19 protein-coding genes and 2 pseudogenes are annotated in these 21,419 nt (G+C 67.0%); 10 read left to right on the top strand and 11 right to left on the bottom strand.

The features are described from left to right. Window positions 1-352 precede the first annotated feature (352 nt). The 3 genes from O1Q96_RS24555 to O1Q96_RS24545 all read right to left on the bottom strand — a co-directional run bounded on the left by O1Q96_RS24555 (window position 353) and on the right by O1Q96_RS24545 (window position 2,923). A complete protein-coding gene (locus O1Q96_RS24555) occupies window positions 353-739 on the bottom strand; it encodes an ATP dependent DNA ligase (protein WP_269250239.1) in 387 nt (128 codons plus the stop codon). 136 nt (window positions 740-875) lie between these two features. Next, a complete protein-coding gene (locus tag O1Q96_RS24550; protein ID WP_269250238.1) occupies window positions 876-1,763 on the bottom strand; it encodes a GNAT family N-acetyltransferase in 888 nt (295 codons plus the stop codon). Between the two features lie 50 nt (window positions 1,764-1,813). Then, on the bottom strand, window positions 1,814-2,923 hold the full coding sequence (locus O1Q96_RS24545; RefSeq protein ID WP_269250237.1) for a hypothetical protein: 1,110 nt from the start codon (window positions 2,921-2,923) through the stop codon (window positions 1,814-1,816). 853 nt (window positions 2,924-3,776) lie between these two features. Here O1Q96_RS24545 and O1Q96_RS24540 point away from each other — a divergent pair. Further along, window positions 3,777-4,565, top strand: coding sequence for an LLM class oxidoreductase (locus O1Q96_RS24540; RefSeq protein WP_269250236.1), 789 nt, complete (start codon window positions 3,777-3,779; stop codon window positions 4,563-4,565). A gap of 17 nt (window positions 4,566-4,582) precedes the next feature. Here O1Q96_RS24540 and O1Q96_RS24535 read toward each other — a convergent pair whose 3' ends face one another. Beyond that, window positions 4,583-5,599, bottom strand: a complete 1,017-nt coding sequence (locus O1Q96_RS24535) for a DNA-directed RNA polymerase subunit alpha (protein WP_269250235.1) — start codon at window positions 5,597-5,599, stop codon at window positions 4,583-4,585. A gap of 425 nt (window positions 5,600-6,024) precedes the next feature. Between O1Q96_RS24535 and O1Q96_RS24530 the strand changes: the two genes are divergently transcribed. The 6 genes from O1Q96_RS24530 (at window position 6,025) to O1Q96_RS24505 (ending at window position 10,688) form a co-directional block, all read left to right on the top strand. Beyond that, window positions 6,025-6,243 carry a hypothetical protein gene (locus tag O1Q96_RS24530; RefSeq protein ID WP_269250234.1) on the top strand — a complete coding sequence of 73 codons (219 nt, stop codon included), beginning with the start codon at window positions 6,025-6,027 and terminating at the stop codon, window positions 6,241-6,243. Between the two features lie 176 nt (window positions 6,244-6,419). After that, complete coding sequence (locus O1Q96_RS24525) at window positions 6,420-7,907, top strand: FG-GAP and VCBS repeat-containing protein (RefSeq protein WP_269250233.1); 1,488 nt, start codon at window positions 6,420-6,422, stop codon at window positions 7,905-7,907. Window positions 7,908-8,224: 317 nt separating this feature from the next. After that, window positions 8,225-9,079, top strand: a complete 855-nt coding sequence (locus tag O1Q96_RS24520) for an IS5 family transposase (protein ID WP_269250169.1) — start codon at window positions 8,225-8,227, stop codon at window positions 9,077-9,079. Beyond that, window positions 9,076-9,474 (top strand): hypothetical protein, encoded by a 399-nt coding sequence (locus tag O1Q96_RS24515; protein WP_269250168.1) that lies wholly within the window; start codon window positions 9,076-9,078, stop codon window positions 9,472-9,474. Before O1Q96_RS24520 ends, O1Q96_RS24515 begins: the two co-directional genes overlap by 4 nt. A 184-nt stretch (window positions 9,475-9,658) precedes the next feature. Next, window positions 9,659-9,856 (top strand): hypothetical protein, encoded by a 198-nt coding sequence (locus tag O1Q96_RS24510; protein WP_269250232.1) that lies wholly within the window; start codon window positions 9,659-9,661, stop codon window positions 9,854-9,856. A 304-nt stretch (window positions 9,857-10,160) separates the two neighbouring features. Beyond that, window positions 10,161-10,688, top strand: a complete 528-nt coding sequence (locus O1Q96_RS24505) for a hypothetical protein (RefSeq protein ID WP_269250231.1) — start codon at window positions 10,161-10,163, stop codon at window positions 10,686-10,688. Between the two features lie 101 nt (window positions 10,689-10,789). Here the strand turns inward: O1Q96_RS24505 and O1Q96_RS24500 are convergent, their stop codons facing one another. The 3 genes and pseudogenes from O1Q96_RS24500 to O1Q96_RS24490 form a co-directional block, all read right to left on the bottom strand. Further along, entirely contained in the window at window positions 10,790-11,311 is a 522-nt protein-coding gene (locus O1Q96_RS24500; protein WP_269250230.1) for a hypothetical protein, read from the bottom strand. A 1,143-nt stretch (window positions 11,312-12,454) separates the two neighbouring features. Beyond that, window positions 12,455-12,679: a hypothetical protein gene (locus O1Q96_RS24495; protein ID WP_269253705.1), complete on the bottom strand. Its 225-nt coding sequence runs from the start codon at window positions 12,677-12,679 to the stop codon at window positions 12,455-12,457. 112 nt (window positions 12,680-12,791) lie between these two features. Beyond that, window positions 12,792-13,130, bottom strand: a pseudogene (locus O1Q96_RS24490) (hypothetical protein); the annotation flags it as partial. Window positions 13,131-13,310: 180 nt separating this feature from the next. On the opposite strand from O1Q96_RS24490, the gene O1Q96_RS24485 reads away from it, so the two are divergent. Then, a complete protein-coding gene (locus tag O1Q96_RS24485; RefSeq protein WP_269250229.1) occupies window positions 13,311-13,628 on the top strand; it encodes a hypothetical protein in 318 nt (105 codons plus the stop codon). Between the two features lie 663 nt (window positions 13,629-14,291). Here O1Q96_RS24485 and O1Q96_RS24480 read toward each other — a convergent pair. The 3 genes and pseudogenes from O1Q96_RS24480 to O1Q96_RS24470 form a co-directional block, all read right to left on the bottom strand. Beyond that, window positions 14,292-14,861: a hypothetical protein gene (locus O1Q96_RS24480; RefSeq protein ID WP_269250228.1), complete on the bottom strand. Its 570-nt coding sequence runs from the start codon at window positions 14,859-14,861 to the stop codon at window positions 14,292-14,294. A gap of 1,586 nt (window positions 14,862-16,447) precedes the next feature. Then, window positions 16,448-19,126 carry a DUF6185 family protein gene (locus tag O1Q96_RS24475; RefSeq protein WP_269250227.1) on the bottom strand — a complete coding sequence of 893 codons (2,679 nt, stop codon included), beginning with the start codon at window positions 19,124-19,126 and terminating at the stop codon, window positions 16,448-16,450. Window positions 19,127-19,308: 182 nt separating this feature from the next. Further along, a pseudogene (locus O1Q96_RS24470) lies at window positions 19,309-19,482 on the bottom strand (transposase); the annotation flags it as partial. A gap of 126 nt (window positions 19,483-19,608) precedes the next feature. Between O1Q96_RS24470 and O1Q96_RS24465 the strand changes: the two are divergent. Continuing rightward, a complete protein-coding gene (locus O1Q96_RS24465) occupies window positions 19,609-19,731 on the top strand; it encodes a hypothetical protein (protein WP_269250226.1) in 123 nt (40 codons plus the stop codon). A 296-nt stretch (window positions 19,732-20,027) separates the two neighbouring features. Further along, on the top strand, window positions 20,028-20,213 hold the full coding sequence (locus tag O1Q96_RS24460; RefSeq protein ID WP_269250225.1) for a hypothetical protein: 186 nt from the start codon (window positions 20,028-20,030) through the stop codon (window positions 20,211-20,213). Between the two features lie 165 nt (window positions 20,214-20,378). Here O1Q96_RS24460 and O1Q96_RS24455 read toward each other — a convergent pair whose 3' ends face one another. Next, window positions 20,379-21,413: a DUF4238 domain-containing protein gene (locus O1Q96_RS24455; RefSeq protein ID WP_269250224.1), complete on the bottom strand. Its 1,035-nt coding sequence runs from the start codon at window positions 21,411-21,413 to the stop codon at window positions 20,379-20,381. Window positions 21,414-21,419: the final 6 nt, after the last annotated feature.

The raw sequence follows: 21,419 nt of genomic DNA, 5'->3' as shown, positions 1-21,419 counted from the left end.
CGCGACATAGCTGGGGACGTTCATCCGTACGCGACTGGGGAGCTTAGGTCGTACGCCGACACCAGCCCTTGCAGGGCGAGTCGTTGCGTTTCGTATCGACCTTCGGTCGTGGCCTCCACGTCGAACCCGTGCGCGACCTGCGGTGGGTAGCCGATGAGTTCGAGCCCCCTCACAGCAGCATCGCTGTCGGCACGGGCAGGGCGGTGTTGGCAAGAGCACCGTGGCCGCGGACCTTGCCGGTCACTCCGCGGAAGCCGGGCTCCGCACCCTCCTCATCTGTGTGACGGGCCAGGACGACGACCTCGGCATCAAGCGCTTCGGCCGCGGCAGGGAAAGGGTAGGGCGGTGGCGCTCATCCGGGGCTGTTGAAGAGTGTGACGTCGGTGGGGGAGAGGTCGGGGCGGGCGCGGTGCCAGCGGGCGGGGTGGCGCCAGCGGCCGGAGGCATCGCGGGCGACATCGACGCCGACTTCCACGACCAGGTCGGGCCGGACCAGGGCGACGTCCAGTGGCTCTCGGCTGCCCCATCCGGCGCTGAATGACCAGCCTGTCCACGGGTGACCGGAGTCTGCCGGAGCGAGCAGAGCGGCGATGGTGCGACCGGCCGTCTGGGGGAGGGTGGTGGTGCGGCCGGTGTACTGGAGGCGTGCGGCACTGTTGTATCTGCCGAGCAGCAGCGAGCGCACAGCTGTCGGCGGGCCGGTGACAGCGCCGACGATGGCCTCGGTCGTCTCCCGCACCTACTGGCGAAGAGGCAGTATTCGATTCATGCAAGATGCACGCAGCGGTCCGCGGCAGATGGTGCGCACAGCCCGCCGTATCGCCGATGGGGGAGTTACTGGCGAGCCTTCCTAGGCCGTTGCCCGGGGGCGCCCGTCATTCGGCCTCTGGTGCGCCGTAGGAGAACCTGTGTCCGGCGAAGTCGGCGAGATGGACGTAGCCGATGCGCTGGTAGAGGGCGTTGCTCGTGGGGTTGTCCGGGTCTGTGAACAGGACGACGTCCGTCGCCCCTGCGGCCTGTGCGGCCCTGCTCGCCTCGACCGTCACAGCTCCGGCGTAGCCGCGGCCGCGGAGGTGGGCCGGGGTATAGACGGGATCCACCCGGACCATGCCGCCGACGACCGAGGTCGAGGCCGCCATCGAGACGGGGACGCCCTCCGGGGTCTCCCAGAACATGAAGTGCCTGTCGCCGAAACGCGAGTCCTCCCAGGATCCGGCGTCGATCAAGTCGATGGAACGCTGCTCCCCGACGTCGACGCAGAACTCACGGCACCAGCGCACGATTTGGGCACGGTCCTTACTACCCGTGAGGCGGCCCTCGCCCTCCGGGCGCTGCGGCGGTGGGATGAGCGTGCCGAGACGGTAGAGATGCGTCTTCCAGAAAGGTACCGACGCCGCGCCCGTCTGCTTCTGCCATGACTCGGAGAAGGCGCCAGCGGTGTCGTGCTCCGCGATGACATGAGCGGGTGAGTGCCCCAGGCCGGCCAGGTGCGCAGCGAGGGTGTCGGTCTGCTCGGCAGAGAGCGGAGTGAGGCCCAGGCGTCCGAGCGGGGTGAGATAGAAGATCGCGCGAACCTCACCCTGTGACTCTAGTCGGCCGAAAACGGCGGCTTCGTCGTCGGACTCGGCCGCCCTGTGTGTCCGCAGCTTCTCGATGTCCGTCAGCGGCGTGTTGTGCAGAGCAGCGCGCGAGCGCAGGAAGTGCCCAGCTCGGGCAAGGAAGGCGTCGACGTCCTGGGTGAGGTGCCAGTCATCCGGATGCATGCTTCATGTTCCCGGACGACCTCGACTCGGGGCCGCTCCTTCAACTCCTTTCAGCCACGTCCCATTCCTCTCATTTGGTGCGGGCGCGGGCGAGTCGCGGCCAAGTAGTCGGACCAGTTCTCGCCGGCCAAGGCTGCGAAGCGTTCCGCGGTTCTCGGCTGGATGCCGATCAAGTCGGAGAGCACGACGGGTGGCAGGTCGTCGAGCGCTTGCATCATGGCCGTGTTCCGGGCTGCGCGGGCGGGCAGGCCGTAGCGCTTGAGTTTGTCGGACAGTCCCGCAGGGTTGCGGGGACGCCCGGGGGCTCGGCCCGGCAGCAGGTACTTGGTGGCTTCGTTGCCGTGCGGGAATCCGTCTTCGAGGTGGTCGTCGATGAAACGGGCGAGCTTCGGTGGCAGGACGACGGGGTGGCGGATGATCGTCAGGTAGGTGTGATCCGCGTCGTGGTGGAGGTGGTCGGTGGTGAGTTCGACGATGCGGGTCAGAGGGAGGGCGTAGAGGCGGATGAGGGCTGCGGCGATGCGAACGTCCGACGGAAGCGTGGGGTCATTCAGGCACCGGCGTAGTTCCTCGTAGTGGTCTTCTTCGATCTGGAACTGGCCTGGGAGCTGGGAGGGCGGGTGTTCGATGGGCAGGCTGGCCCGGGTGAGGTGGCGGGCGCCAGCCCAGCGGATGAAAGGGATGGAGCGGGCTCGCAGGGTGGGCCTGGAGATTGCCCAGATGTCCAGGTCTTCCTGGGTGAGGCTCTGGAGGGTGTGTTGCTGGGTGTCCAGCCAGGTGAGGAAGTCGATGGCGGCGCGGATGATGTGCCATTCGGCGAACGGGCGGATCAGGGTCGCCTGATGTCCTGGCAGCTTGGCCAGCGTGCGGGCCGTCCAGTTGATCAGTAGGGCGAGGTTCTCATCGCGTGGCGGAAGTAGGCCTGCAGTGGTGAGCAGGCTGCGAACGTAGGTGGTGGCGTGTCCTTGGGACAGCGCGTCCAAGGCCGAGTGGTTGAGCTCGTCGGGTGCCGCTACCAGCTGGCCCAAAAGGCGCGCGGCGGGGCTTCGGCGCAGCCAGGCCAGGACGGGGTAGGGGTTGGGAGCATCGGTGAGTACCTCAGCGAGCGGCTGCAGGGACGCATCGAGGGCGGTTCCGTCGGGTGAGAGCAGGCTGGTCACTTTGGCGTGCAGTGTGCAACGTGGACAACGACGTCCCGGCAGGAGGTCAGCCGGCTCGTGGCAGGACGAGCAGCAGTCGGGCCGCTCGTCGGGGAAGGAGCACGCCTTGCAGATCCGGCCGCCGTCGGGAGTGCGGCCCACGAGAATGCGCTGTCGGCCGCAGGTCGTGCACGGTTCCGGCTGGGACAGAGCAATCCGATAGCACAGGGGCAGACGGGCCCTACCGGCCAGAACACGCCCACGCTCCGCTCCTGCCCGCACAGCGCGCACGGGTGCAACTGCTGCTTGCGGGCCTCGCGTGGGACGCACGCATCGCAGTGGAACGGTCCGTTGCCGCGGTCGATGTGGTGGCCGCGGCGGATGCGCCCGCAGACGGTGCAGAGGTTCTCCGGTCGTACATAGCAGCGGTAGCAGATGTCGGGAGTCCCGCCTGTGGCCCGCACCCTGATGGGCGCGACCTGCTCACAGATGCCGCACCGGCGCGGAGGGCTCGTATAGCAGGTCCCGCAGATGGGCCCATCGGCAGTCAGCGCGTTCGCCCTCCGTCGGCGGCCGCAGCGGCAGCATGACTGGAGTTTCTTGGGAGCGCAGGTCTGGCACAGGTAGGTGCCGTCGGGCAGGTGCCGGGTGGGGATCATCATCCGGCGGCAGGTGCCGCACCATCGAGGACGCCCAGGCTCAGCGCCAGGCCTTGCGGGACGCCGTCAAGCGCGCCGGACGCGACCCGGACGAGGTGAAGATGCTCGCCGGCTTCATGCCGACCATCGCCCCCTCCCGCCAGGCGGACCTTTAGCGGCGCCGCTTCCTGGACGAGGTCGTCGACCTGAACCAACGCGTCCGCTACCTCGGCGCTATGATCGGCCTCCCGCTCGGCCCCGGCCAACTCGACGAGCCGCTGATCGCGGACCAGCTCGCCGACGCCATGCCCAGCCCGCACGACCCGCGCGCCGCCCGCGCCCTCGAAGTGGCCCGGGAAGGCTGGACCCTGCGCGACGTGCTCGCCCACGGCGTTATCGACTACCACCCGGTGGTCGCCGGCACCACCGCCGACGTCGCCGACCACATGCAGCAGTGGTTCGAGGCAGGGGCCTGCGACGGCTTCTCCATCGCCATCGACAGCTACCACGACGGCTTCGACTCCTTCGTCGACCAGGTCGTCCCGCTCCTGCAGGAACGCGGCCTGTTCCACGACGACTACGAAGGCTCCACCCGCTCCGGGCCCCGTGGCGAGCGGCCGCGCCGCCACGGCGGCGTTCTCACCCTCGCCAAGCCCGACACTTGGCACACCCCCGACCTCACCACCTCCACCGCAACCACGCGCTACGGCATCGCCGAGGCAACCTCCTGGGACCGGATGCACCCCAGACTCACCCACCGCGGCCCCTGGCTGGAGCACGCCCACGAGGAATTACCCATCCTCCACGGCACGTTGATCCGGCTGAAGGCCGAGCACCTGCCGGGCGACCGCGACCCGATACCCGTCTGGCTGTGGTCCTCGGCAGACAGTGCCACATCTGCGGACATCGACCGCTGGTGGCAGTCGCTCCTGCGGCTGCGCGTGGGCGCGGAGCCGGCCGAGGTCGCTCAGCCGGGTGGACAGCGTGGAGGTTCTCCTGTCCCCGTACGCGAAGTCTCTCTATGACTGGCGCTGCGCAGGGCTCAGTATTGCTCGGTCTCCACGAAACCCGCGTCCGCGTCGTCGTCCGCACCGAGGGCGGCGGCGGTCGGGTTGAATCCGGGCGGGGCGTCCTTGAGGCCGAGGCCCATGCCGGCGAGCTTTTCCTTGACCTCGTCGATGGACTTCGCACCGAAGTTGCGGATGTCCATCAGGTCGGCCTCGGAGCGGGCCAGGAGCTCACCCACGGAGTGGACGCCTTCGCGCTTGAGGCAGTTGTAGGAGCGGACGGTGAGGTCGAGCTCCTCGATCGGCAGGGCGAGGTCGGCGGCGAGGGCAGAGTCCGCGGGGGACGGGCCCATGTCGATGCCCTCGGCGTCGATGTTGAGCTCGCGGGCGAGCCCGAACAGCTCGACCAGGGTCTTGCCGGCCGACGCCATGGCGTCACGGGGACGCATGGCCTGCTTGGTCTCGACGTCGACGATCAGTTTGTCGAAGTCGGTGCGCTGCTCGACACGAGTCGCCTCGACCTTGTACGTGACCTTGAGAACCGGCGAGTAGATCGAGTCGACGGGGATGCGCCCGATCTCCTGGCCGACCTGCTTGTTCTGCACGGCGGAGACGTAGCCGCGACCGCGCTCGACGGTCAGCTCCATCTCCAGCTTGCCCTTGCCGTTGAGCGTGGCGAGGACGAGGTCGGGGTTGTGGACCTCGACACCGGCCGGGGGCGCGATGTCGGCGGCGGTGACCAGGCCCGGGCCCTGCTTGCGCAGGTACATCACGACCGGCTCGTCCTGCTCGCTGCTCACGACGAGTTGCTTGATGTTGAGGATCAGGTCGGTGACGTCCTCCTTGACGCCCGGCACGGTGGTGAACTCGTGCAGGACCCCGTCGATGCGGATGGACGTGACCGCCGCACCCGGGATCGAGGACAGGAGCGTACGGCGCAGGGAGTTGCCGAGGGTGTAACCGAAGCCCGGCTCCAGCGGCTCGATGACGAACCGGGAGCGGAATTCGTCGACGACCTCTTCGGTCAGGGACGGACGCTGAGCAATAAGCACGTGGTGTTGCCTCCAGTGGTTTGGCGCCCGCTATGTGACACCGTGGACACCACGAAGGGTACGGGCGGTACGGGCGATCCGGTCTCAGCAACGGCCGACCCGTCCGTCTCCCCAACTCAGCGGGGGCTTCGGGCTTCCCTTCCGAGGACGGCCAGGCGGGCGTACGGGGCCGTTCGCGACGGCAGGGTTACTTGCCGACACGAGGGCCGGCGCTGGCGGCGTGTCGTGGGTTGCGACGCTGTGCCGTGATTGGCGGGAGCAGTGGCTTCGGCTTTCCGTCGCACTGCGCCGTTTCGACGAAACCGGAGTGCTTGATTGCCCCTGCCCCAACGGGGCGGAAAATACGCGAGCCCGCGAGGGACGCGGCACCCACGTACGAGTGCCTTCACGCCTGCGGGGATGCGCTCTTCGAGCTCACGGACGACGTGGTACTGAGTAAGGAGGGGCAGGCGAAGACGCTGGTCGAGCCTTCGCTGACGGTCGGCGCCAGCGTGGGTGCGGGCCCTGTACGCGGCACTGGACCGGGACTGGGCGGAGTCGGCGCGGGTGCACCGCGCGCCGACCGCGGACGTGAGCAGCCGGCCCCGCAGGGCAACCGGAACCCGTTCATCGACCACCCCGAGTGGGTCGAGGCGATCTGGTAGACCGACGGTGACACGCGCTGAACTCCCTGTGACAGAAAGGGAGTTCAGCGTCACACCTGTCCCCTCGGTTACGAATCCATGACATCGGGGCGTACAACTGGGGGCGCCCGGACCGAGTCGTACTCACTGAACGCGGGATTCCGCGGGCAGAACCGACCGACTCGAAAGGCTCATGTATGTCCCGAGCACACCGCCGAACTCGTACCGCGCTCACCGCACCCCTGGCAGCCGCGGTGCTGGTCGCCGGAGGATTCGGCGCCATGGCTCTCACCTCAGCCCCGGCGCTGGCGGCCACCGGGTCCGCGGACGCGCAGGACGACTTCAACGGCGACGGATACGCCGACCTGGTCGTGTCGGCCCCGGACGCCACGATCTCCAGCCAGGCCAAGGCGGGCTACGTGGCCGTCACGTACGGCTCCGCCAGTGGGGTCTCCGCCGCCGACAAGAAGCTCATCAGCCGCTCCACCAGCGGCGTTCCCGGCTCCGCCACCGCGAACCAGCGCTTCGGGACCAACTTCACCAAGGGCGACCTGGACGGCGACGGCTTCAGCGACCTGGTGATCTCGGGCGGCGTTCCCGGCTCCGTCATCCTCTGGGGCTCCGCCTCCGGACTCACCGGCGGCACGGCCATACCCGGGTACGGGCAGTCACCCACCGTCGGCGACTTCGACGGCGACGGCAAGACGGACCTCGCCCTGTTCGAGCAGGTGTCCTCCTTCGGCGACGAAGCCCCCAGCAGCGCCGCCGCCGTGTGGAAGGGCCCGATCTCGCGGACCGGCACGCCCACAGCCGTCCTGCCCGTCCTGGACAAGTCCCTGTGGTGGGGCTACGACGCCGACGACGCCTCCTGCGCCACCAACGGCGGCTGCGAGGAGGACGCCGACTCCATCAGCGGCCCCTACACCTCCACCGAGACCGGTGACGTCAACGGTGACGGCAAGGACGACATCGTCGTCTGGGAGTACAAGGGCGACGGCGTCTACGGCAACCGCCTGCTCCTCGGTGGCGGCAGCACGGGCTTCAGGAGCGGCTGGGTCCCCGGTGAGGCCGCCGGCAACAGGACGGGCACCGGCGTCGGGGACGTCAATAACGACGGCTTCGACGACGTCGTGGTCGGCAACGACTGGGGCAGCGGCACCGTCAAGGTCGCTCTCGGTTCGGCCACCGGCCTGTCCTCGGACCGCGTCCAGACCTTCAATCAGGACAGCCCCGGGTTCCCCGGAGTCGAGGAAGAGGAGGACGAGATCGGCGCGTCGGTCTCGGTCGCGGACGTCACGGGTGACGGCTACGCCGACATCGCGCTCGGCATCCCGGGCGAGGACATCGGCGACATCTACGACGCCGGCTCGATCGCCCTGGTCCCCGGCAGCGCCTCCGGCGCCACGGGCGCCGGAACGAAGACCTTCCATCAGGACACCGCCGGTATCCCCGGAGTCGCCGAGAACAGCGACGAGTTCGGTGTGAGCACCGCTCTCCTGGACCTCAACGGCGACGGCCACGCCGACCTCGCAGCCGGTTCCACGGCCGAGAACGAGCAGAACGGCGCGGTCTGGGTGCTGAACGGCACGGCGAGCGGCCTCACCGCCACGTCATCGTTTGCGTTCGGCGCCGGTGACCTCGGCGCGCCCGCCACGCGTGTGCACTTCGGCGCGTTCCTGCGCTGACCGATCGATCCACAGCACTGCGGTGGGGCGGCCTCGTGCCGCCCCACCGCCATGTCCGGCCGAGAAAGGGTCTGTCAAACGAGCGGCCCTGTCTCACATTCGGTGGTGACGGAGCGTGCCGCCTATCCGAGGAGGATGCGGTGGCGAAGAAGGGTGAAGCCTGCTCGTTCGTGCATCTGGCGCGCGATCCGCTTGGTCTTGGTGTTGACGCCCTCAGTGGACGTTAAGTCCGATCTTCCTCGGTTCGTGATCGCTCGATCGTGGTACTGATCGTCGGGCAGGCCACCTGCTGGGCATGTCCATGCTGAGATGCGGGCATGGAGCGAGAGCCGTACCTCAGCGACTTATCGGACGAGCAGTGGGCGTTGATCGAACCGATGATCACGGCCTGGAAGCAGGACCGGGTGGCCCGGTCGGCGACCGGAGATCCCGGGTCCTGCGACCTGCGGGAGGTCGTGAACGCGATCTTCTATCAGAACCGGACGGGCTGTCAGTGGCGCTATCTGCCCCACGACTTGCCGTCCTGGTCTGCGGTGTTCTACTACTTCGGCCTGTGGCGTGAGGACGGGCTCGACCAGCGGATTCAGGAGCTCCTGCGCTGCCAGGTACGGGAGAAAGCGAAGCGATTAGAGGACCCGTCCCTCGTGATCATCGACACCCAGTCCGTACGCGCGGCCGCGGGTGTCCCGAAGACCACGACGGGACTGGACGCCAACAAGAAGGTCTCGGGCCGCAAGCGGGGACTGGCCGTGGACGTTCTGGGGCTGGTCATCGGCGTCGTGGTGCTGGCCGCCTCTGCCCACGGCAACGCCGCCGGGACCGCCCTGCTCGACCAGGTCGCCGACCGCTGCGGGAACCGGCTGGAGAAGGCCCTGGTGGACCAGGGCTTCAAGGACCAAGTCATCATCCACGGGGCCCTATTGGACATCGACGTCGAGGTCGTCCGCCGCAACCCCGAAGACCAGGGCAAAGGGTTCGTCCCGCAGCCGAAAAGGTGGATCGTGGAGCAGGTCAACGGCACGCTGATGCTGCACCGCCGCCTGGCCCGCGAGTACGACCACCGCCCCGAAACCTCCACCTCGCGTGTCTACTGGGCCTCCATCGCGAACATGACCCGCCGCCTCACCACACCGAGTCCAACCTGGCGCGACACCCTCGAGCTGGCCGCGTGAACATCACCGAGCTCCTGGCCAGCCTCCAGGCCCAGCACGACGAGACCGGGGACCGGGCCCGTGAACTACGCGACCAGATCGAGCACTTGGCCACCGCCCTGACCGAGACCGAAGCGCGACTCGCGGAGCTGACCACCACCCAGAAGGTCATCGCCGAACTCGCACCGGCTGGAAACGAACCCGAACCGCCCGAGACGAACACCGCCTACCAGGCCATCGTGAACGCCTTCAACCAGCACCCCGACCAGGAGTTCCGGGCCCGTGAGCTGCACGAACTCCTCGGCATGCCCACCGACGAGGCATCGGTCAACGTCACCCGTGCTCGTCTCGGACGCCTCGTCCGCCAAGGCTTCCTCACCCAGCCCGGACGAGGCCGCTACCAGAAACGGACTTAACGTCCACTGAGTGCGCGGAGATCGCGTTGTGGAACAAGGGAGCACGGCTACCCTGCGGCTCTGGCCAGGCCAACCCCAATGAGCCCCAAACGTCGGTGGGCCTCAGCAAGACCACACGTGTCTCACGTTGGTGGTCGGCTGAGGTCTGACACTCGGTCCGATCACCGGAAAGGTGTTCGGACCGTTGAACTTCTCTCTCGGTATCAAAGTGCTGATGGTCACTATTTGTGCCCTGCTCTCCGCACTCATCGGCATCGGGGCTGGCTGGATGAGCCATACGCCCGGTGCCCGCAAGCGCGACGCCGTCCTCTTCGGGGGCGGCGCCTTCGGGGGCTCGCTGACACTGGCCGTGCTCGTGCTGGCGGCCATCGGAGTGCTGTGAACGCGTCGGAGCCCCGGAGACCACCTTGGCTCTCCGGGGCTCCGACGCGTTCACCGGCCGGGCAGCGGCAACAGACGAGTTTCCGCTGGCGATGACAGCCACCCGGGTCGGCAGGACGCTCAGCAGAAAGCCCGTGGAGACCGGCCGTTGAGCGCGGCCGACCTCGCGCCGGCAGGCGGCACTGCGCAGAGTGCCCCGCAATCGTGAGTGCGGGGCCAGCCATCGGATTCCGGTCCGCGCCCGAACGGCCGGTACCGGGCGGGACAGCAAGTGACCCATCACCTGCGGCGTCGTTGAGTGGATCATGAAAAAACTCGCGTCCGCTCTCGGCGGACTGGTCGTCCTCTCCGGTCTCCTCGGCTTCACCGCCGGGTCCCCCGCGACCGCCAAGGCCGTCGACCCCAACTGCGCCGTCGTCGACGGCTACAGCGACGGCCGGTACTCCCACGTCGGAGGCACCATGTGCATCACCGGCACGGGCTGGAAGCACGGCGAACTGGATGTCACGTGCACCGTCAAAACCATCGGCTGGCAGAACGCCCCCAAGTGCAGCGTCCTGGGCCGCTTCGCCGTGCTGAAGGACGGGAAACCGCTGCCCAAGTACGCGGCCGATCCTTTCTGCAGGCCGGGTCGCCCCTGCCAGCCAGGGAGGCTCTTTGCCGGCAGCTCCTCCACCGCGACGATCAGCCTCGCCAACACGTTCACCTTCTCCTGCGAAGGAACCGGGAACTACACCTTCCGGCTCACCAACCTGAGCTTCTCCATGGACGGCAAGAAACACCGGCAGGTTTCCATCCCCGGCCCGATCGAGGCCAGCAAGCAGATGTGCTGACCCAGGACAGCCGTTGCACGACAGCGCGGCCAGCTCGCGCCATAAAGCGGCGAGCCCCACGGTGTGCCGCACTCGCCAGCTCACGAGTGCGGCACAGTCCGTCAGCGCGGGGTGAAGGCGTCGACCGTCAGGGCACCGTCGTCGTCCACGCGGACCCGGTCGACGAGCTGAGCGAGGACCTGCTCCGGCTCAAGGCCGGTGCGGGCGGCAATCACGCGCAGCCGACGGCTCACCTCGCCAGACAGCCACACCTTCGCCTTCAGCTCATCCCGGGCGTCCTGCCGCTCCCTCTGCCACGCGGCACGACGGGCGAGAGCACCCTCCCGCTGCGCGTCGCGCTCCCGCGCCCACGCGCTGCCCTGCACGTCCCGCTCCGGGCTGTAGATCAGCCAGCCCTGACCGTCCATCAGCGCGGCCACGCGGCGCCATTCGGCATGCCGCGCCACCCACTGCTCGGCGAGGTCCTCCGGATCGCCGTCGTACGGGCCACGCTCGCTGGCGGGGGAGTCCAGATGCTGGCGGGTCTCCCGCTCCCGCCGCTCGGCTTCCGCGACCTTGACCGCGACCTGCGCCGCGCTCAGCCCTTCGCCCTTGGCGCCGGACCGTAGCCCGGGCCACATCATCGGCACTCCACATCACGCGCTCCCCCCTCCTGTGCCGCCCACTCCAGACCGAAGCCGGCTAACTGCGCACGACGCAATGACGCGGCCCACCAAGTAGCAGCTCACTGGAACTGCACAACACCCAGCTATCCCGTCCTCGATCGCCTGCAGGTTGCTCAGGAACTGTTCCGCGGTGGTGGCCAGGCGACAGCGAGCATGATGCAAAGCTGGCCGCAGTCGATCAGGATTATCCCCAAACTATTCTGATAGGCGCCTCAGCCAGTTTATTCGAACGAGCTCCGGCAAAATAGACGAGCCAAGGACCCTTTTGGGATTTTCTTGGATCTCCAACAATGTATCCTTTAAAATCATTGCTCTTCCCATAACAAAGCCAGTTTCCGGACCTACCCATGATCGTGCTTGCCGCTCCACCAACTCGAATGCACTGCATGAACACCTCAGGAGAATCCGGATCCTGCACTTCCAATCCCCACGGCAGGACCCAATCCGGAACCTTATGAACAAGAGATTCGACAGGAGTTGATAGGCCGATAAGAGTAATCCCCTTTCTCCACGGACTGTCCGGGCACCCGACAAGCCGGTCGTTGTAGCCTGCCCGCCAGCACGGATCGAAAATATTCTGCTTTCCTCCATGGCCGCTGCATCGCAAGGCAGAAGGATCGGTACTCACTACAGATCTCCAGCAGGTTCCGTTAACCAAACACTTCTCAACCTTAAATCCCTTGCTGAGCTCTCCGGTTACTTGAAAGGGTTGCAAGTAACGAATTTCAGTCTCTTTGACAATCGGCGGATCTTCACCCGAGAATACCGCAGACGCAATATGATCAGCAGCGCCAGTAGTGAACACGGTTACTGCTGCTGCTAGAGCGGTTGATAAGATAGCTGTGAGCCAGATTATTGCCTGAGACTGACGGGGTGGGTGCTGCCTCACCTGAAGCCTTGACCGGCGATTCATACGGCTAAGGATGACGTAATATCCAACCCTGGCGCAGCAGGATTGGACAATGAGGTCTCGGTCGAGTTTGTGGATTCTTTGACTCCGGAAGAGCTATTTTTGCTGTCGCCGGTCGGTGAATCTGCACAGGGCCGTGATTCTGACCTGGGGTTGTGCATTTTGGGTGAGCGGGTTTTTGGCTGGGTGTCTCACTGAACTTGCGCAGGGTTGGGAAGGCCCGGCCGTCTGACCCGCGGGGTTTCTGGCTCCGGGGTGGCTGTGCAGGTTGGTTGAGTGCTGCGCAGTTTCAGTGATCCCCGGTAGGTGGTGGGGTGGGGTGGGGTGGGGTTGGTGTCGAGCCAGGTGGTGGGGATGAGTTTTTCGCCGCCGCGCCAGTTGTTGCGGACGGAGTCCTGGTACCAGGGGTGTGGCAGGTCGGCGTGGTCGCTGACGATGATCTGGAAGCCGGGGGAGAGTTCGGTGACGACCTAGGTGGTAGCCGACGTGGTTCTTGCCACTGCCGATGCGGAGCAGTTCGGTGATGCCGTTCGGGGTGTCGGTGCTGACGGTGATCCTCTTCAGGTTCAGGCGGACCAGGCCGTCGCCGTGCTCGAGTCTCAGGAATTTGGCGTGGCTGTTTATCTTGCCGCTGATGTAGCCGAGGCTGTGGGCGAGCTTGTCGTCGATGGCTTCGCTGTCGAGCTGCTCTTCGAGTTCTTGAACACGTTGCTCCGCGATGTCGACGTCGGCTTGCAGACGCTGGAGGTGCCCACGGCCGGTTGTGGTGCTGATATGGCCCAGGTAGGAGCTGATCCGGCCGCGGGACGCCGCGCATCCTCCGGTGGCCAGATCATCCAGCAGCTGGCCCAGGCCATGCCCGCCCATTTCGTCGTCTTCGACATCCCTCAGGTCGGGGCTGCGTGTCCACTCGTTCGAGTTGAAGTGCTGCATATCCTGTTCGGCTCCTCTTGCTCGGCGCTTAGCGTCGTGCCGGTAGCGACCAGGACAGAGGCGCCCGACGGGAAGACCGCTGTCACTGCATCTGAGTGGATGGACCGGACTGCGATGGCGAGGGCACTGGACATGACAGCCGCATCGGAACTGGCGGTGCTGCGGGCTCTGGAGCGAGCGGGAAAGCGCAAAGTTCCACGCTCCGAGCGAGGCAGGTTAAACGACGTCCTGCCGTGGGAGGTCTACACCCACCGACCCCCGGTGGACCCCAGCGATCTCGACAAGGCGCTTACCAATGCCTGGGATCTCCCCGCAGCAGTGGGGTTCTCGGAAGAGCTCATCTCTGCTCTGGACGCTTACGCCCGAACTCTCCTCGCCTCCGGCCACGCGTTCAACCGAGATGATCTGCAGCGAGTTCTGGCACGCCTCTGACCGTGTGCGCCGGACGGGTCGGGCATGAGCCGCTGGGTTCGAAAGCTCCGTCGTGGTCGGCGCATCCTCCCGAATATTCGCACAGTGCCGGCTTGCACCAGCGGCTTCCCGGGACGTCCGTCCCGGGAAGCCGCTGGTGCAAGTGCTCGTCTTCACACCGGTGAGTTCCCCAGTCCAGAAGCCCGTGGGCGCGGTCGACTAAAAGCTCCCCATGATTGAGGGTGTACGGGAGCGCTGCCACCTCCGGATCGGCCTTGATGATCGCGAGAGCGGACCCGGCAGCACATCGCGGGTCACTTCGGCTTAGACACGCGCCGGCGCCATGCTCGTACAACGGCCCCGGAAGCCCCGATCACGGCGGCCGCGACAAGGTTCGCGGGCAGCTCCGCCACAAGTCCGTGGAGCGCGTTGGTCACCAGCTGGCTCACCACCAGGTACTGCGCAGCTGCGGTGTGGATGCCCGGGAGGTCAGCTGTCGAGGGCTTGGATGAGGGTGGGGTGGCAGTCGATGAGCTGGTCGTGGCCGACGATGGCCAGGACCCGCTGGACGGCTTCCCGGGCGCCGGCGATGCGCAGCCATCGCGGAGGCGATCGCCGAGGTGACCGCCCTGCTCACGCCCGGCGACGCCCGGCGCTGAGCTGGCCGCCGGTTGGGCGGGGCTGCTACTCCCGGTCCTCGGCACGCTCGCGGGCCTCGACCACATCGGGGTGGTCCTCGCCGAGGAGTTCGCCGGCCAGCCTGGCGATGTAGTCCCAGTGGTTGGCGACGGTGTTCTTCGAGGACACGGTCTTCTCCATGCGCTCGGCCTTCTGGTACTGGTCGGCGAGGTGTAGGTAGGCGTTGCCCGTCTTCCTGAGCGCCTGGACCCGCAGGCTGGGCGGCGGATCGGCCTCCGCCCTCGCGGCCTTCTCCCACAGGTCGAGGAAACGCCTGGTGGTCGCGTCCAAGTCCATCTTGCGGCCGGTGGGTGCGCGCTCTACGAGCAGGGCGATCAGCCGCTGCATCGTCTCGGAGTCCGGCAGCCGGGACTCCGACAGCACGTAGCTCATCGTGCTGGTGCTCAGGTAGCCGGACTCGGTCGTCTGCCCCGAGCTCTTGGAGATCTTGGAAAGGCTGGGGCGTCCCACCGACATGTGCAGGTCGTGAAGGCCGTAGATGAGATCCCTCAGCGGGCCGACGTCGATCTGAGGCTTCTTCAGAATGCCCGGCCGCCCCATCGCTTCACTCTCCATTCAGTGTCCAGAACTGTCCAGGACTCTACAGGGCTACTGGGCTGGCGGCCGACCCTGCGCGACCGGTGTCCGAGGGCTGGAGGTGCCCAGCCAGCACTGGCTCGGGGCCCCACGACCAGATGGAGAGTCCTTCCAGGGCACCCGCCGGGTGCCAGAGAAGGAGGTTGATCCCGTGCATGACCTGATGGTTGTCGCAGCTCATGGGCTTGTGGCCGAGCTTTCCGCGGACCTTGTCGCGGCTGCCGTGATCGGGGTCTTCGGGGCCGTTGTGCGGGCGTGGCGTCGGCGCGCGTCCAAGTCGAAGTGACCTGTGGTGTGCTGCCGGTCCCAGACCGGCAGCACACCGCATCTCTGCCAATCCGCTACCGGCACTCACGATGCCCTCGGTGGTGGCGACCTGGGGGCGTCGATCGCTTCCGGCACGGCGGTCGCGACGTTTCTTGCGCTGCCGCTTGCCTCTGGGTTCGGCCAGCCGCCAGCGGCCCCCGCTACACCGCCGGCAATCCCCACTTCGGTGACGCCCATCCGGTACGCGAACCATCGCGTTGACCCCGACTGACCTCAACAACGGCTTTCGTGACGATGAGCAGCAGCGGCGCGTCCAGAAGGTCAGCCGGACGTGTACGGGAAAGCTAGGGGGCCCGGTCCTTGAGCGCGGCCGGGCCGCGTGCCGACAGGCGACCTGTCAGCGGCGGTGTCCCGTCTCCGCAAGGGACTGCCGGCGTGGGACACCGTCTCTTCACACCGCCAGTTCTCCCACAAGCGCGGCGTCAAGCCCAAGGAATAGCCGCACCCCCAGTGTTCCCGGCAGTCCGACAGGCTGCCGAGAACACTGCTGTCCGCTGTACCAACGCCTACCAGCGCATGCCGAGCTCATCAGCCCGAGCTGGCGGGCGATCGTGCGCAGGCCGATGTCTTGGTCGAGTAGGGCGTGGACAGTCGTGTGCTGTTCCCGCGGTGGAGCGGTCGCGGCAGATCACCTCGATGCCGGGGCAGCCGTCGCCGACAGAGGGCGCCGCCGAGGGCCACGAGCGCGCCCACGGCCACCAGTGTCCTTGGTACGGGGACAGCGGGGTGTGCCAGGAAGTGATGAGGCCTTGGTGCCGGCGGTTGCCGGGGCGCAGGAGACGGACCTGGTCGGCGCTGGCGGCGTTGTCGGCCACGATGAGCAGACGTTGTCCTTGGTCGGCCCGGTCTTCCAGCACGGACCGGTACAACGCTGCCCGTTCCTCGGCCGCTGCAGGAATGTCGGCCGGGTCGATGCCGAGGGCCCGCAGGAGCGCCCCCAGAGTCTGACCTGTAGAGATCCCCAGCCGTGAAGGCTGGGGATCTCTTGCGTCGCGAGTCGCCTCAGGTGTCCTCGCGGGATAGACACGGGCGATGCCGGGGCCCGACCTGCAGAACCGCCCGCCGCTTGGGGCAGCAGCACGGGGACTTCGTCCGTACCACCGTTTGTTGCAACGTCTGGCGTGCGACTGGCCGGATGCGGCGGGTGGGGAGCTGGCCACGCACCAGTGCTCAGGTCGACGACGGAGGCCGACACGCGGTATGCGACGGCTATGCTCTCGCCGCTCGTATCCAGATCGCTAGGGAGAGTCGGGCGGCGTCTCGCTCAGGGACGGTACGGCGTCGGGCTCTGCGAAGAACTGCCAGATCGTGATGATGGCGATGATCTGGCCGATGAGATAGGCCACCTGCAGGGAGTAGTACCGCATCTGATAGATGGACAGGAGTAGCCCGAAGCGGCTCTGCCAGTAACGCCGCTCGCCCCGAAACGTGTCGAGGTCGAGCGCGATCGAGGTGACTGTGAGGACGAACAGCATTGTCGAGATTTGGAGCGCCAGGTTGGTCGCACCCTCGTTGGTGAACCAGCCGATTACCCCGTCGAGTGCGGCAGGCGCAGCGAATGCGACGGCGACAGGAATCGCTTTGCTCGCTCCTCGGCGGCCAGGTAGCACGCGCCACAGGGCGCCTAAGAGGAAGCCTGCTGCGGCGAACGTGGCCGTCCAGGAAATGAGTGTGGCTGTGAGGCCGGGCAGGCCGATCAGATCCGTGAGTGTGTTTTGCCATGCTTCGCCCCGAACCCACTCGGCCCATGTGTTGAGAGCGGCTGCCAGCGATCCTGGCAGCAGAGCGAAGCGAGTGCCGCGCACGCCGTTGCCCCACCAGTCGTCCCGTGGGCCGAGGGCCAAGGCCGCGTCCACCACGGACACGTTGGTTGGCAACCGTTCGGGAGCGGCTCCCGGGATGCTGATCAGGTCCCAGTCGTGGAGCTTCTCCAATTTACGTTCCAGGGCAGCTCGTTCGGGCGGTGCGTCGCCGAAAAGCCCTTGGTCCAGGCGGCGCAGCTCGGCATGAATTTCGCGGTACGAGCGGGCCTTGGCCAGCAGTTTGTCGCGGGCTGAGGGGCCCACGGCCGTGGCTAAGGGCTGTTGGGAGATCTCGAAAGGTTGAGCCAGCACGGACCGATGGGCGAGGAGAGCCGTCATTTCGTACAGGGCGAGCATGTACAGAGGGATCCAGAGGGAGTCGAGCAGGGCTATGCCGAGGTGATTCTGGACGTCCAGACCAATCATGAGCGGGAAGAACGCGAGGAACAGGAGGCGGTCCGCCGGATCGTCGAGCGGTGACAGGGAGACAAAGGTGCGCCATGTTCCCAAGACGGCCACCACGGCCACGCCGGTGAGCAGCCAGCCGTGGTAGCCGATGATCCAGCTATCCACGTAAGTGACCGACCACATCGCCTCCCAGAGGAAGTCCGCCCGGTGGTCCGCCCCGTATTCGGGACTCACCGGATCGGTCAGCCAAGTGGCCCGCTGCCAGTTGCGCTCCTCCGTTACCGCGAAGCACACGGCCATGAGCACTGTGACCACGAGTACCGTCGGCAGGAGCGTTCGAACGGTCAGCTTCCGATCCAGGCCAGGATGACGGCGGCTCTTCGGCAGAAGCTGTCCGTCGGTAGCCAGACGCCAGGCGACAGCCACGATGGCGAGCAGGAGCAAGGCCACGAGGCAGAAAGAGCCGGCGATTTGCAGGGCAAGTCCCATCTCCAGCGAGCCGTAGTGACTCTCCGATATGAGATAGCTCGTCGGGGGCTCAACGACCGTCCACATCAGGACCGCAGCCGCCAGTGACAGGAGTGACAGCACCACGGCCGTCCAGCGGATCTGCGACGAGGGACGGGCGAAACCGAGCAATATGACGACGCAGACCAGGGCAAGGCCATACCTGATGGCAAGCTGTTGGTCGAAGAAGAGGAATAGTCCCGCCTGTCGCACCGACTCTTCGATCACACCGTCCGATTGGGCAAGCAGGTAGATGGGGATCGTGGCCAGGGCCCACAGCCTTAAGTTGCCTAGACTGCGCCGCTGGGCGTTGGTAGGCGTGCCGACACGGCCGCGGTAGCGCCGATACGCCGTCAGGAGTAGGGCGGACGTTGCCCCGGCCCAGAGCATCGAGCCCAGGAGGTCCAGTGCCAAGGCGGGCAGTTGACCTCCCTGTGCGGCCCAGGAACGCTGCCATGACGGCCGTGTCGTGACAGTCACGGAAAGCTCTTCGGGCGTTTCCGCCACCGCGGGATCCCTCGCGAACAGAGGCAAAGCCGCGAGGGCAGGGGTGCCAGTGATCTGCAGGACGAGTCCTGTCTCCCGCACCTGTCTCATCCAGCCAGGCCGCCACACCAGGGCAGTCGCGCCGTCGCCCGTCTTCGGTTCCGGTTCCGCTCGCTGAGCTCCGGGCCTTCCTGGATCGACAGTGACCTTTTCCCACAAGGCATTGTGCAGGGCAGCGGGCACCATAAGTTTCACAGACCATTGGTCCCTAGCAACTGGCGCTATTCGCCAAACCCCCACATCGATTTCGAAGCCGTTGTCGACCCAGCCATATGCCTTATAGACGACCTTGACCCGGCCGCCCTGCGACGTCACCGACGGGTGCTCGGCCCGCCACTCCGACCAGCGTTCATCATCGACCTCGTCATCAAGCCCTTGCTGCGTACCTCTGCTGAGGCAGGACATGGCGCTGATGTATCGGCGGCTATTCTCGCTGAGAAGCAGGTCGTGTGCGAGCGGCCAGGTCTCGGGGACGTCGACTGCGAACTCGCTGACGACCTTTGTGTAGGTGCGGTCGTCGTGTTCCAACCGCACCGACGCGGTCACCTTGGCTTTGGCGAGCTCGGTGCTCTCGCATTCGTGGGCCGCCGACGGCTCCGCTGCTTGCGCAATCTCGGGCGAGACCAGCCCGAATAACAGGAAAAGCGCGGTCAATACCGTAGACGCGAATGCATGACTCCTCAATGAACCTGCCCCCTCAGGACTTCGTACAGCACATCATGACGGATTTCCCTGGCCTGCCAAGACAGGCGACCCACGACTCTCGTCCAAACTGGTATTCCGACTCCCAGGGAACCGACGCCAGACGAGATCAGGGCGTACCTGACGGGATGGAGTCCCGAGCCGAATCCCAGCTTCAGCGGCAGGAGTTGCCAGGCTATGTCGTTGTGGAGCACGTACAGAATGCCCTGTAGACACAGCCGGTCCGCCACCGGCTGCGGGCCCGGCGACTTCTCCGGCCAGGGTGGCAGCAGCGGTTCGATCAGCGCCCACAAGTCGTCGTCCACGATCCACGGCCGAGTACTCACACCATCCCGAACGGCCGAATCGTCACATCGGTCACGCCCGATCAGGGCACTCCAACAAGATCCTGTTATGAGCTCTACAAGCTCGACGCCCTCGCCCAAGTCAGCGGCATGACCCCCTCCGGCATCCGCACCGCCTACAGCAGCAGCGAGATCGACACCGTCGCCCGCGAGATCGGTCGCCAGCCCGACAGTCGCCGCGCCCGCCCTCCGGCCGCACCGGACCGCTCATGACCGAGCGCCCCAGCGCCGACGCGCCGTCGTGTACGTGTCTGCCGCCGTGGCCCACGCTGACTGCTGTCATCGAGGGCACGGTCTACCTGGCAGTGCCCGCCCGCGCCCACACCCCGGCCTCCGCGCTCTACCTAGCCCGCTGCACCGTATGCGACGCCCCCTACACCCGGCCATGGAAACGGCTGACGCCGGATACGCATGCGGCCTGACCTGTCTGCCTGCCCAGGCCGCCTTCGTGCCGGTAGGGCGTGCGCACGTATCGTAGGGCGATCACCCGAACGAAGGCGGAGCGCACCGTGTTTCAGGAGACCCCGATCTACAGCCGGCTCGTTGCCGAGCGCGGGGACATCCCCCAGCAGGTCCGCGGGGAGGCTGAGCGCGTACGCCGTGACCTGGAGCAGGTCATGCGGTCCCCTGTCGCGTCCGGGTTGTTCGCCCGCCTGAATCTCCCTGACCGCATCACCCCTCCCACCGCCCGGTGAGCACCGGCCGCAGGGATGGTCGTTGCGCAACTCGGTGACCCGTGGCGCCGGCCGGTGCCACCGGCTGGTGCGCGGACAAGGAGGTGTCTCTCGGGCTCGGATTCGGGTGCGAGGATGCGGCTGATGCTGTGCCGCCACGCGGAACCCTGCGGTGTCTCGTCCCACTCAGGCGCCTGGCGTCGAGAGCGGGGGCTGCTCACGGCTGAGCTGTTCCAAAAGGGTACGCAGCTCGCTACGGCGGATCTCGGGATGGGCCGGTTCAGGGCCAGGCGGATGCTGCGCAGGGAGCGCTGACAGCCGCGGCGCACGGACCTCCAGCGGGGCAGCGCTGAGCTGCAGGCGGGCGGGCCAGGGCATGGACGGTGGCCGGTAGACGGCTTTCTGGCACCAGGCCGAAGCCCCCGCGTTCGCCTTGGCGGCGATTTTGCGGGTGAGGCCCTGGTGCACGCGGTGGTGCGTGCGGGGTGTGGAGATCAGCAGACAGGTCGGTGACAGCGGTGCGAAGACCTCGATCGTTTCGGGCAGCAGCGGGGGAGTGAGGCCGAAGGTGCCGTCCTTGCGGCGCAGGGCCACTGCGCTGTCGGACAGCACCAGCAACGGCTCCGACGAGCGCAGCAGTACCAGGCGACGGCCCGGTGCGGCCAGCAGGTCGCGGGTGCGCTCGAAGGCGCGGATGGAGGCCCGCAGAGCCGAGCGCGGGTCACCGATCACCGAAGGGTCAGGAGCCGTCCGCAGGGCTGTCCAGAACACTTCCATCCGCTGCGCCTGCGACAGCGGACGCTCCAGCCGTTCCTCGCAGTACTCAACCGCTTCCATCGCCCACAGGGCCGGGAACAGATGCCGGCCGACCTGTTCGTCGAAGGACCTGAACGCCTGGGTGCGCACCACCTGCCAGGCCAGCGCGTCCAGCGCCAGCGCGTGCTGTGCCTGCGGCAGCGGCCACTGCCCCTGTCGCGCGGCGCGCAGGACCGGCGCACACGGGCCGTCGACGTGCTGGTCCAGGTAGGTCTCCAGCGCCACGCGCTGCTCGCCCTCGGCGAGAGGATCGGTGTTGAAGTGCCGGACCACGGCCGCGCGCCGTACGGGCGTGCGGTGCTCCGCGCCGCCGCGCCACCGTCCGAGCACATGCCCGTCCTCGGCGAAGGCCCGCAGCCAGTACTTCGGCACCAGATGGTGCTCCTTGGACGTGTTTGCCCCCACCCCGCC

The sequence above is a fragment of the Streptomyces aurantiacus genome, from assembly GCF_027107535.1.
Classification (GTDB): domain Bacteria; phylum Actinomycetota; class Actinomycetes; order Streptomycetales; family Streptomycetaceae; genus Streptomyces.
This window is presented reverse-complemented; position numbering and strand designations above follow the sequence as displayed.

Excerpts from the sequence above, each read along its gene's own strand:
- O1Q96_RS24550 (WP_269250238.1), bottom strand. The coding sequence starts at position 1,763 with ATGCATCCGGATGACTGGCACCTCACCCAGGACGTCGACGCCTTCCTT.
- O1Q96_RS24540 (WP_269250236.1), top strand. The coding sequence starts at position 3,777 with ATGATCGGCCTCCCGCTCGGCCCCGGCCAACTCGACGAGCCGCTGATC.
- O1Q96_RS24525 (WP_269250233.1), top strand. The coding sequence starts at position 6,420 with ATGTCCCGAGCACACCGCCGAACTCGTACCGCGCTCACCGCACCCCTG.
- O1Q96_RS24520 (WP_269250169.1), top strand. The coding sequence starts at position 8,225 with ATGGAGCGAGAGCCGTACCTCAGCGACTTATCGGACGAGCAGTGGGCG.
- O1Q96_RS24505 (WP_269250231.1), top strand. The coding sequence starts at position 10,161 with ATGAAAAAACTCGCGTCCGCTCTCGGCGGACTGGTCGTCCTCTCCGGT.
- O1Q96_RS24500 (WP_269250230.1), bottom strand. The coding sequence starts at position 11,311 with ATGATGTGGCCCGGGCTACGGTCCGGCGCCAAGGGCGAAGGGCTGAGC.
- O1Q96_RS24485 (WP_269250229.1), top strand. The coding sequence starts at position 13,311 with ATGGCGAGGGCACTGGACATGACAGCCGCATCGGAACTGGCGGTGCTG.
- O1Q96_RS24480 (WP_269250228.1), bottom strand. The coding sequence starts at position 14,861 with ATGGAGAGTGAAGCGATGGGGCGGCCGGGCATTCTGAAGAAGCCTCAG.
- O1Q96_RS24465 (WP_269250226.1), top strand. The coding sequence starts at position 19,609 with ATGACCCCCTCCGGCATCCGCACCGCCTACAGCAGCAGCGAGATCGAC.